7 protein-coding genes are annotated in these 11,390 nt (G+C 44.9%); 4 read left to right on the top strand and 3 right to left on the bottom strand.

Features of this window, described 5'->3' with window-relative positions; all coding sequences use genetic code 11:
- The 3 genes from A0F92_RS06465 to A0F92_RS06455 all read left to right on the top strand — a co-directional run.
- Positions 1-682: hypothetical protein (locus A0F92_RS06465; protein WP_167516861.1), on the top strand; the 682-nt coding region annotated here is incomplete at its 5' end.
- Positions 683-1,280: 598 nt separating this feature from the next.
- Positions 1,281-5,315 (top strand): arabinofuranosidase catalytic domain-containing protein, encoded by a 4,035-nt coding sequence (locus A0F92_RS06460; protein WP_167516860.1) that lies wholly within the window; start codon positions 1,281-1,283, stop codon positions 5,313-5,315.
- 9 nt (positions 5,316-5,324) lie between these two features.
- The gene (locus A0F92_RS06455) at positions 5,325-5,762 is read left to right on the top strand and encodes a hypothetical protein (protein WP_167516859.1); all 438 of its coding nucleotides are present in this window, start codon (positions 5,325-5,327) and stop codon (positions 5,760-5,762) included.
- 249 nt (positions 5,763-6,011) lie between these two features.
- Here A0F92_RS06455 and A0F92_RS06450 read toward each other — a convergent pair whose 3' ends face one another.
- The gene (locus tag A0F92_RS06450) at positions 6,012-6,755 is read right to left on the bottom strand and encodes a nucleotidyltransferase family protein (protein WP_167516858.1); all 744 of its coding nucleotides are present in this window, start codon (positions 6,753-6,755) and stop codon (positions 6,012-6,014) included.
- A 19-nt stretch (positions 6,756-6,774) separates the two neighbouring features.
- Positions 6,775-8,241 (bottom strand): RapZ C-terminal domain-containing protein, encoded by a 1,467-nt coding sequence (locus A0F92_RS06445; protein ID WP_068243119.1) that lies wholly within the window; start codon positions 8,239-8,241, stop codon positions 6,775-6,777.
- A 132-nt stretch (positions 8,242-8,373) separates the two neighbouring features.
- Between A0F92_RS06445 and A0F92_RS06440 the strand changes: the two genes are divergently transcribed.
- Positions 8,374-11,202 carry a TonB-dependent receptor gene (locus A0F92_RS06440; protein WP_167516857.1) on the top strand — a complete coding sequence of 943 codons (2,829 nt, stop codon included), beginning with the start codon at positions 8,374-8,376 and terminating at the stop codon, positions 11,200-11,202.
- On the opposite strand, the gene A0F92_RS15780 is transcribed toward A0F92_RS06440, so the two are convergent.
- Positions 11,185-11,390 (bottom strand): hypothetical protein (locus A0F92_RS15780; RefSeq protein ID WP_253810229.1); only part of this gene is annotated, 206 nt, incomplete at its 5' end. The two genes, A0F92_RS06440 and A0F92_RS15780, sit on opposite strands and share 18 nt — an antisense overlap.

Below are 11,390 nucleotides of genomic sequence, written 5' to 3'. Positions count from 1 at the left end.
CTATTTCTGTTGTGAAAAAATTATTGATGAGGCTTTGAGCGAAGCAGCAATACTGCCATTTCAGCAGCTCCATTACCTGGTACAGTTGGTACGGGGTATTACCCGGCTGGGCTGCCCAGCCGATGAACAGAGCACCCGTAGCTTATTGCAATACCTTCTATTTCTGAATTGCAACGACCCCTTAATCATTGAAAATGCCCTTTTATTTTGGGAAAAAAAGGCCAATGCCACCAATAGCATACCGGAAGCCATTGAACAATGGATGGATGCAGAGCAGGAAATATTGATTTGGCAACAGGAACAAAAGCCGGGTTTGTATACGCACAAACAAAGTTGTGGAGAAGTATTACTGGTACTGGTAAAAAAATCGATACAAAAATTAGAGTTATGGATGCAGCTGCAAGCATCAGCAAAGGAAGAAAAAAACTGCAAAAAACTCCATACCTGTTTAAACCTTTCTGAATTGGCCATTGTATTGCGCTTATTGCAGGAAACCGGCGTAATACGGCATACAGTAATGATGGAATTTTTACGCTGTTGGGCCGCCTGGGTAGAGATGGAACCGGGCAAACCCATTGCTGTTGACTCCTTAAAAACGCGTTATTACAGCCCCGAACCTGCAGCCTTGCGCAAGATAAAAGATTTGTTCATGGAAATGCGGCATAAGCTGGCACAATGGTAAGGGTACTGGTACGGAAAACCCTGTGTGGGGTTGAACCGGCCATTGAATGCAGTTACATTTGGTTTGGAACAACATAACCCAATTGCTATTTACCCCTACTTACCTAAGGATAGCCATTTATTACATGTCATAACCTGCTGCTACCATTGGTGCCCGGCATTAGTTTTTGTTAGGTTACAAAAAAATAACTGTACAAAAATGCCCAGATCCGGCCAGATCAAAATAATGGCTTTAAGCCACCCGAAAAGTGTTGCATGGCATGGCAAATTACGCACACGGGCCTGCGGGGTGCAGTTGAAGTTTTAATAGCAGCAAAAAAGGAAAGTAATGCAGGTAATGTAACAATAAAGCAGGGCAAGTAAATAAATACCTGTTAAATATGGTAAAATCAGCAAAACAAATTAAATTTGTAAGGAATAATTGGGCATTTTTACTATATTGTTACCCAATGGAATAAATTTTGCCGGTACATACAACAGAACACAGATAAAAAGCATCTGATGGAAGTGAATGAGCCGCCGGGGTACCATTGCAACTGCAGGATACTGCGTTTATAATGGCAAGCAAAAAACCATTGGCATACCTACAAAACAAACGCATGAAAAAAATTGTACAGATATTTGGGGCTGTCTTTTTGTTGCTGAGCAGCGGAAATTTGGTGGCTCAAAATACGTTAGACAAGGCTGGATTAACCAGTGCAACCCCGGCCGCCCTGGCATACAGTGTTCGGCAACTGAGCAGTGGTTATGCCGGCAAAGCCCTGCAGGTACGCCGCAGCAGCGACAATACCACCCAAGATATTGGCTTTACCAGCAATGGCGATTTGGATACCGCTGCCCTGAAAACCTTTGTGGGTAGTGGCAATGGCTATGTAACCACCTGGTACGACCAGAGTGGCAATGCCCGTAATGCCACCCAAACTACCCTGTCTCAACAACCTGCCATTGTACTCAGTGGCGTGGTACAACGCGCCAATACCCAACCTGCTGTGGTTTTTGATGGGCTGAGCCAAACCATGGCTTCCGGTGCTTTTACACTCAATCAGGCTTTTACCCGTAACTCCGTTACACAATTCCTGTCTAATAAAACAACCTTACACTATTTTAACAATGCTGGCGGTAACCCCAATACCGGCCTGATGACTTTTACAAACAATAATGCAAGCATGTATGCAGGTAATACCGGCGGGCCAACTCAATCTTTTGCCACTGGTTCGCAATATGTTTTATCAGAAGAGTTTAATGGGGCCAATTCCTATTTAGCCGTTAATGGAGCCAGTTCTGCTACTTCTAACCCGGGTACTACCGGTTTAAATGGCATTCAAATTGCCAGTTATAATGGCGCTTCCTATTACAGCAATATAGCTGTTTCTGAAATCACCATCTTCCCACAGGCTTTGTCTACTTCTGACAGACAAAATATTGAAAATAATCAAAAAAATTATTACTTAACCACACCCGGAAATATACTACTTAATGTTGCTACCGGTGCTGCCGCCTACAGTGTACGTTTGTTAAGCACAACCTACAGCGGCAAAGCTTTGCAGGTACGCCGCAGCAGCGACAATACCACCCAAGATATTGGCTTTACCAGCAATGGCGATTTGGATACCGCTGCCCTGAAAACCTTTGTGGGTAGTGGCAATGGCTATGTAACCACCTGGTACGACCAGAGTGGCAATGCCCGTAATGCCACCCAAACTACCCTGTCTCAACAACCTGCCATTGTACTCAGTGGCGTGGTACAACGCGCCAATACCCAACCTGCTGTGGTTTTTGATGGGCTGAGCCAAACCATGGCTTCCGGTGCTTTTACACTCAATCAGGCTTTTACCCGTAACTCCGTTACACAATTCCTGTCTAATAAAACAACCTTACACTATTTTAACAATGCTGGCGGTAACCCCAATACCGGCCTGATGACTTTTACAAACAATAATGCAAGCATGTATGCAGGTAATACCGGCGGGCCAACTCAATCTTTTGCCACTGGTTCGCAGTATGTTTTATCAGAAGAGTTTAATGGGGCCAATTCCTATTTAGCCGTTAATGGAGCCAGTTCTGCTACTTCTAACCCGGGTACTACCGGTTTAAATGGCATTCAAATTGCCAGTTATAATGGCGCTTCCTATTACAGCAATATAGCTGTTTCTGAAATCACCATCTTCCCACAGGCTTTGTCTACTTCTGACAGACAAACTATTGAAAATAATCAGGGTGCTTATTATGGTATTACGACAGTAGGAACCACCACTTGGACAGGTGCCATTAACAATGACTGGGCTAATGCCGGTAACTGGAGCAATGGGGTACCTACCGCCACCGTTTCGGCTACTATTCCCAATGTGACCCCTAACCCCTTCCCGGTTATAACTGCCGCATCGCAGGCGAATAGCCTTACGGTGAATACCGGTGCCAGTCTTACTCTGAACAATAGCTTGCAGTTAGCGGGTAATTTGGTGAACAATGGTACACTTACCAATAACAATACCCTGGGTATTGCCGGTAACTTAAGCAACAACAATAATATTGGGGGCACCCTGATTTTAAATGGAAGTACAGCCCAAAATATTAACGGTACCGGTACTTATAGCAACTTAACCCTGAACAATAGCGGCGGCAGTATCATAACCCTGAACTACAATATACGCATTACCGGGTTATTAACGGTAACGGCCGGCACTTTGAACCTCAATAACAGTGATATTACTTTGGCCAGCAGCAGCATTGCTAATACTGCCCAGGTAGGGCCGTTAAACGGGAGTATTATATATCCCGGAACCGGCCGTTTTGTGGTAGAAAGGATTATTGCTAAAGCAGATGGTTCGCAAAGTGTTGTAGCTTATAATAATGTTACTGCTTCCGTGCTTTCTGACCTTTCTATTTGGGCCAACTGGCAGGAAAGTGCCACAACTGCCAATTATAATCCTAATAATGGTTATGGTACCCAGATTACCGGAGAATATGGCGCCAGTCAGGGAAATGATGCCACTACTGGAATTGATTACACCAATGTGAGCGGGGGTACGCAATCTATGTGGACTTGGGATATTACCGGACAAAAATATGTAACGGTTTTAAATACTAAAACACCTACACTAAAACCATATCTTGGTTATGTGATGTATGTGATACCCAGGAATATTAACCTGTATACGGTTGCGCAAGGTAGCCCTATTTATTTTCAACAAACTATCCTGCGTTCACGCGGAAAATTACTTACCGGTAATTTTACCATCAATTCTGGGGTAGGTTCCACCTATCAGTTGGGGGGTACAACTGCATACACAGACAATGGCTATAAATTAGCCGGGGCTGCAAGTGTGGCCATAGTGAATGATTCTATTTATTCACTGGTAGGTAACCCCTATGCAGCATCTTTTGATTTTACACAAGCCATGGCGAATAGCGGTACAAGTGGATTGGTAACTACCCAATACAGTTTTTATGACGGAGCAATTGCCCAATATGTTACTTGGGATGCTACGACCGGACCCAGTGTAGCAGGCAGTGCTGCTAACAAGTACATACAACCAGGACAATCATTTTTTATACAAAATGATTTAACTAACTCAACTCGCCAGTTTATTGTAACAGAAGCCAATAAAAATACCAATGCAGCCAATTTAACCGGAATATTTGCACAGGCAGCGCCCATGAGTAAATTGTACCTTAGCCTGCTGAATGCCGGTGGCCAGGTACGCGATGGAGCCTTATTGGCACAACGCAGCGATTTCAGCAACCAAAGCCTGATTGGCGAAGATGCCCGTAAATTCCGTAACCCGGCCGAGAATATGGCACTCAGCGCCAATGGCCGTAATTGGAGTATTCAAAAAATACAATCCCTATCAGCAAAAGATACCCTACCCATTACCTTTTGGAACCTTGCCATTGGTAAGCCCTATACCCTGGTGGCCAATGGTTGGGCACTACCGCAGGGTTGGGCCATTTATGATGCCCTCACTGCTGCAACCTATATGCTGACTGCCGATAGCCTGCAAATTCAGTTTACCCCTACAACTGATACAGCCAGTTATTTACACCGGTTCAGCATTATTCGGGTTCAGGCAGTACCTGCCGGCAACAGCGGTATTACCTTATTGGTACATTCCCTGAACGGAACCTATCAGTTAATGGGCAAGGCAGCTGCTACACTGGCCAGCACCGGCCCCGACTATACTTTTGAGCGGAGCAGCGATAGCCTGCATTTTGAGGCCATTGGCCAGCTAAATGGAGTACATGATACTGTTTTTGCCTATACCGATGCTGCACCCACCGGTACCAACTGGTACCGTATACGCGGCTTTGCAGCCGACCGTACCGTTTATTCCAATACCGTAGCAGTGAGCAATTACCAGCAGGGCATGAGCATACAGGCGTACCCTAACCCCAGTAACGGAGAAAGCACAGCATTGCGTACCCGGAACCTGCCGGCCGGGGTTTACCGGGTAACCCTGTACAACAGCAACGGGCAACTGGTATACAGCAATACCCTGAACATAGCGGGTGGCAATACGGCACAGGTTTTGCAGTGGAATTCCCGATTGGCAACCGGTACTTATTATGTACAGCTACAATCAGCCCACGATGCAAGGTTGCGATTTACCCAAACTATATTGATACAAAACCATTAATTTTATTTTGTGAATCAAAGAAAAACCCGCGTTTTATTTATAATTACCCTACTCTGCTTTGTGTATTGCCTGTTGGTTCCGGCAATGGCTACTGCACAGTTTGGGGGGGTAGGCAATTACCATAACAACTTGCTTTTAGACGGAGGCACGAACCGCCCAACCATTGGGAATGGCCGTTTACGGATTAGCAATGGCATTAGCAATGGCACCATTGGTTTAACGCCCAATGCCCCGGCACCCGTTACCAGTTTAACCCCCGGTATGGGAATTACCCCACCTACGGTTAGTACTTTTGGTAGCCCAGGGGGCGGTCCGGGAGGCGGCAATCCGCCAGTGGGTGGAGTTTTCAATGCACCTTTAGATAGCTGGATGTTTATTTTGATAGCATTTGGCATTGGCATTTTTTTACAATTACGCTTGAGGGAATTGCGACAACACAAGTTGTAATATTTTGCTTAGCCAACAACAGTTTGAATACGGTACCCATTATGATACCGGGAGTATACGGGAAATAGCTTATTACTTTACCAGGCAGATACACCCATTTAACCCTTGTTGGAAACAAACAGCTTTGCATTTGCAAGGTTTATACTTTAACACCCCTACAGATATTGCAGAGGAACCTGATGATGTTACAGGCTGGTATCGGCATTCACCGGGGGTGTATTTACAAATTAACCCAATACCAGATACCCCCTATATAAACAACTGCCCTGCAACAGCGAGCCTTTCGGGGGTGCCTGCATCTATCCAATCATCGCCAGTATGATCGAAGCACAGTATAGGATAGTCAGGTGCCAGTTTCAGGTACACATCTACCATAGAATATTTTCCGGCACCGGGCAGGCGCTGCAATAAATTTGGATGCAGGATATGGATACCACTGAAGGCTTTGGGGTATAATGGGCCATCCAATAATATCAGTTTTTCTTCTCCGGTTTTCTGGTTGCGCCAACCACAAAGGCGGTTCTGCCGGTTGAATAAAAAATAACGGGAACCGGTACGCTGTGTTACCGCCAAAGTAGCCAAACCATTATGCGCCCAATGCTGTGCCAGCATCTGTTGTATATTTAAATTGGTGAGTACGTCAACATTCATTAATACAATGGCATCACAATTGTACAGCAAATGACGGGCATGATACAGTGCACCACCCGTTTCCAGCACTTCACTGCTTTCATCTGACACCTTAATTGTACTGCCCCATCCCTGATTGGCCTGAATAGCAGCCATGATTTGATCGGCAAAATGGTGCACATTTACCACCACGTTGGTAATGCCAAACTGTTGCAAGTAGCAGATATTGCGCTGTAACAAAGATTTACCATTTACCATAGCCAGCGCCTTGGGATGCCGCAGGGTAAAGGGTTGCAGGCGGGTACCCAGGCCGGCAGAGAGCAGCATGGCTTTGATAACGGGATGAGGTGATGGGGAATTCATAACATTGCATTAAGGGTTATTATATATTAGAAGATTCAATAACAGGCGTAGTAACCCAGTTGGCACGGTTGGTATGGGTTAACTGTACTTTTAAATTGTACTTGTTGCGCAAATGCCGTGCCGTTTGTTCGGCGGCATAAACACTGCGGTGTTGTCCGCCAGTGCAGCCAAAATTGATTTGCAGATGGTGGAAGCCGCGTTGCATATATTCCTGAATGGTAATATCAATCACATCCCATACGCTGTTTAAAAATACATTCATTTGGGTTTGCTGTTCCAGAAAATCCTGTACCGGTTTATCGATGCCACTAAGATGTTTGTAGGCATTGATGCGGCCGGGATTCAGAATACCCCGCATATCAAACACAAACCCACCTCCGTTATTGGTTGTATCTGCCGGAATTCCTTCGCGGTAACTGAAGCTGTTGATTTCAACCCGTAATGGTGTATGTTCATTGGCTTTGGGTATATGAAAGCGTTGCAGTATGGGCGCATCGGTTATTAACCGCAGCAGGCGGTCCAGTTCCGGGGTTATAATACCCACCTGCCGGTGCTGCAAAAAGAACTGCAGGTTTTGCAGGGCCAGCGGAATACTGGCTAAGAAATGCGCCTTACGTTCAAACAGGCCACGGAAGCCATAAGCGCCGAGTACCTGTAAGAGGCGGATGAGTACATAACCATTGTACTGCCCTTCAAATACGGTGCGGTGCAAGGGTTGTGGCAAGAGCCTGTCAACACAATCCATATAATATTCCAGTAAATGATGCTTCCAGTCTTCGCTTAAATTGGCCCTTGCCTGCCACAATAAACTGGCCACATCATATTGCAGGGCGCCTTTCATTCCACCTTGAAAATCGATACAATATACTGCACCTTCCTGCACCATGATATTGCGGCTCTGAAAATCGCGTACCATAAAATAACGGTGTTCCGTTTTTGTAAGGTAAGAGCCCAGTGCTTCAAAATCGTCCATCAGCGCCTGTTTATCGTAGGGCAATTGGAGGGTATCGAGAAAATAGTATTTAAAGTACAGCAGATCGCTCAGAATGGCCTGTTTGCCAAATTCTTTGGCCGTTAAGCAGGCTTCGTAGGGAAAATGCCGGTGCCCATTGATTTGCAGTTGAGCCAGCATGGCCAGACTTTTTTGAAACAGCGCATATACCGCAGGCGTTGGCCCATCAGCCTCCAGCACATTCAGTAAGCTGGTATTACCCAGATCATCTTGCAGGTACAGGGTATGTTCGGCATTCATGGCCAGAACGGCCGGAACAGGTACATTGGCCTGCTGAAAGTGGGCACTAAAGCGCTGAAAGGTTAGGTTTTCCTTTGTATTTACATTATAAGTAGCCACCAACGACTGTTTGGGCAGGTGCACCCGGTAATAATTGCGGTTACTGCCACCGGGGGGCAATTGCTCTATTCTTTCCGGTACCATACCGGTATATTGTTGGGTTAAAATGGCAATTTGTTCCGGAATCGTTTGCATAAGGCAAGGTTCAATATTTGGGGGATAAAAATAAATGAAAAGAACACATTATTTAGTATTTTTTAATAAATACCTCAATTAGTTTGATGTATTTTAGATTTTATTTTGATAACTTGAACCAAAACTAATTGCATGAAGAAGCTACTATTACTCATGACAACAGTTGCGCTACTGGGCAGCACACTGTTGTTTGCACAAAAAAGAACAATAACGGGAACCGTAAAAGACGCTAAAGGGTTACCGTTGGAAGGTGTTACCATTCGTGTAAAAGCAACAGGTACTACTTCGGCCACCAATGCACAGGGTGTATTTACCATTGATGCTGCACCGGGGGATGTATTAGAAATCAGTTCAATTGGTTACGAGAAAACAGCCGTGAAGGCCACTTCCAGCCATCTCTCCATTGCCTTACAGGAAATGATTGAAAACCTGGGTGATGTGGTGATGGTGGGCAGCCGTGGTGCCGGTAGGTCAAAAACCGAATCGCCGGTGCCGGTAGATATCATTAAACTGGGTACGGCCAATAATACCACAGCGCGGATGGACCTTACCTCGGCACTGAATTACCTGGCCCCTTCTTTTAACTACAACAAACAAAGTGGGGGAGATGGCTCAGATGCGATTGACCTGGCAACTTTACGTGGACTGGGCCCTGACCAAACCCTGGTATTAATTAATGGCAAACGCCAGCACACGACTGCTTTTGTATCTTTATTTGGTACCCGTGGCAGAGGCGCTTCGGGAACAGATTTGAATGCTATTCCGGAAGATGCCATTGACCGGGTAGAAATATTACGCGATGGTGCTTCGGCACAATATGGTTCAGATGCCATTGCAGGGGTTATTAATATTATCCTGAAAAAAGATGTGCATCATTTATCTATTAACACCGGATGGTCGGGTTATTATGATCATCGATACAATTCACTGAATGGTTTTGACCCCAGCCAGTATTATACCGGGCATCAGGTAGATGGTAACACCGTAATGTTGGGTTTAAATTATGGATTACCCATTGGTAAAAATGGCGGCTTTATAAATTTTTCAGGTGATTTCCGTTCAGCCGGCAAAACTTTTCGTGAGGTACCCGATACCAATGTAGCAACTAACCCCAAGGCATTGCCGGTTAATACCATTCGCCGTGCCTTTGGCGATGCTTCTGTTCTGGCTGCCGGGGGCATGTACAATATGGAAATTCCTGTAGCAGGAACCAAAACCACTTTTTACAGTTTTGGTGGATATAACTACAAAAACTCGAATGCGTATGCCTATACCCGTAACTTCTCTGCACATCCCGAACGTTTTCCGACCGATGCCAATGGCAAACTAATTTTTGTACCCGGTATCATGAAAAAAACAGCAGATGGCACTGAAACCTATTATAACCCGATTGAAGATGTACATATTACCGACTACGAAGCTTCTGCCGGTTTCAGGGGCACTTTAGGCAAGGGGTGGAATTGGGATGTCAGTAACACACTCGGTTATAATAACTTCCATTATTTTGGCCAGAAAACATTCAATGCTTCCTTAGATGCAGCCGGCGCCAACAAAACTAATTTTGACGATGGCGGTTTCAGCTTTTTACAAAACACTGTGAATGCAGGTGTGAACAAAAACATCAGCAAAGGATTTAATCTTGCATTTGGTACTGAATACCGCTACGAAAATTATAAAATTTATAAAGGTGAAGAAGCTTCTTATGCTTTGTACAACCAAAGCAAAGCGCCCGGTGCACAGGGTTTTCCCGGCTTTCAGCCCGATGATGAAATTAATGCAAACCGATCGGTGATTGCAGGTTATGCAGATGCCTCTATAGATATAACCAGAAGATGGTTAATTGATGTGGCAGTACGTGCAGAAAATTATACTGATTTTGGTGGTGTGGCTACTTACAAATTTGCAACCCGTTATAAGGTAACCGACAACTTTAACCTGCGTGGTTCAGTAAGTACCGGTTTCCGCGCACCTTCGTTACAACAAATTAACTTTAGTAATACTGAAACCAGCATATTGGGTGGACAGTTAGTAGCCGTGAAAATAGTACCCAATTACAGCCCGGTTGCACGCTCTGCCGGTATACCGCCACTTACACCTGAAAAATCAACCAATGCCAGCCTGGGTTTTACCTGGAAACCAGCTACCGGTTTAACCATTACCACCGATGGTTATTTAGTGCATATCAAAAACAGGGTAGTATTATCCGGACAATTCAGTGCATCTGACAATACCCTGCCCACAGCACTTACCTCGGCATTAAACAGTTTGCATGTAGTTGCAGCACAATTCTTTTCAAATGCCGTTACCACTACCAATACCGGTTTAGATATTGTGATAGATTATACGAAACATATTGGTAAAAGTAATTTACATGCCACTTTAGCGGGCAACTTCAACAATATTAAAATTGATGCTTTGAATGTGCCCGATGTACTTAACACCAGTTACCTGCACCAGCAAACATTTTATAGCAGCCGTGAACAGTATTTTTTAATGGCTTCGGCCCCAAAATCTAAATTCTCGTTGGGATTAGATTATAGCCGCAATAAATTTGGAGCAGGCGTTCATTTTACCTATTTTGGACAGTTAACCACCCAGGGATTTGGTTATTCCGGTTCTCCAAACCCGACCCCCAATGGACCAGGCGATCCGAATATTTCGGGTAGTGGCAATGGATACGATCCTTATGTAACTACCGATAATGGTGCCACTTCTGTACCAGAGAACTTCCTGTTTCATGGTAAGGTAACCACTGATGTTTATGCTTCGTACAAACTGGCAAAAGCAGTTACTTTATTTGGAGGGATTGATAACTTATTCAATGTTCACCCTGATTTGTCGGCTGTGCCGAATGCGCGTTATGCCTCTGCATACGACAGTGAATCAGGTGGGCCTTTTGATGCCGTACAGATGGGATTTAATGGCATGCGGATGTTTGTTAAATTAGCATTTAACTTTTAAGCATTTTTCCCAACTACAACGCAACAGCCGCCTCCTTCGGGAGGCGGTTTTTTTGGGGGTTGGGTATTCAGTATTGGGTGTTGGCATATTTTGTTGGGATTGCAACACAACCCTCGGTAGCATTCCCCGCAGATGGGTGTAGAAGTTTTTAACAGGTTTAGCAGATGGTTGCTGCAGCTTCATTGTTC

Source organism: Hydrotalea flava, assembly GCF_001623405.1.
GTDB lineage: Bacteria > Bacteroidota > Bacteroidia > Chitinophagales > Chitinophagaceae > Hydrotalea > Hydrotalea flava.
Note: the sequence above shows the minus strand (reverse complement) of the source record. Positions and strands in the feature narration are given on the sequence as shown.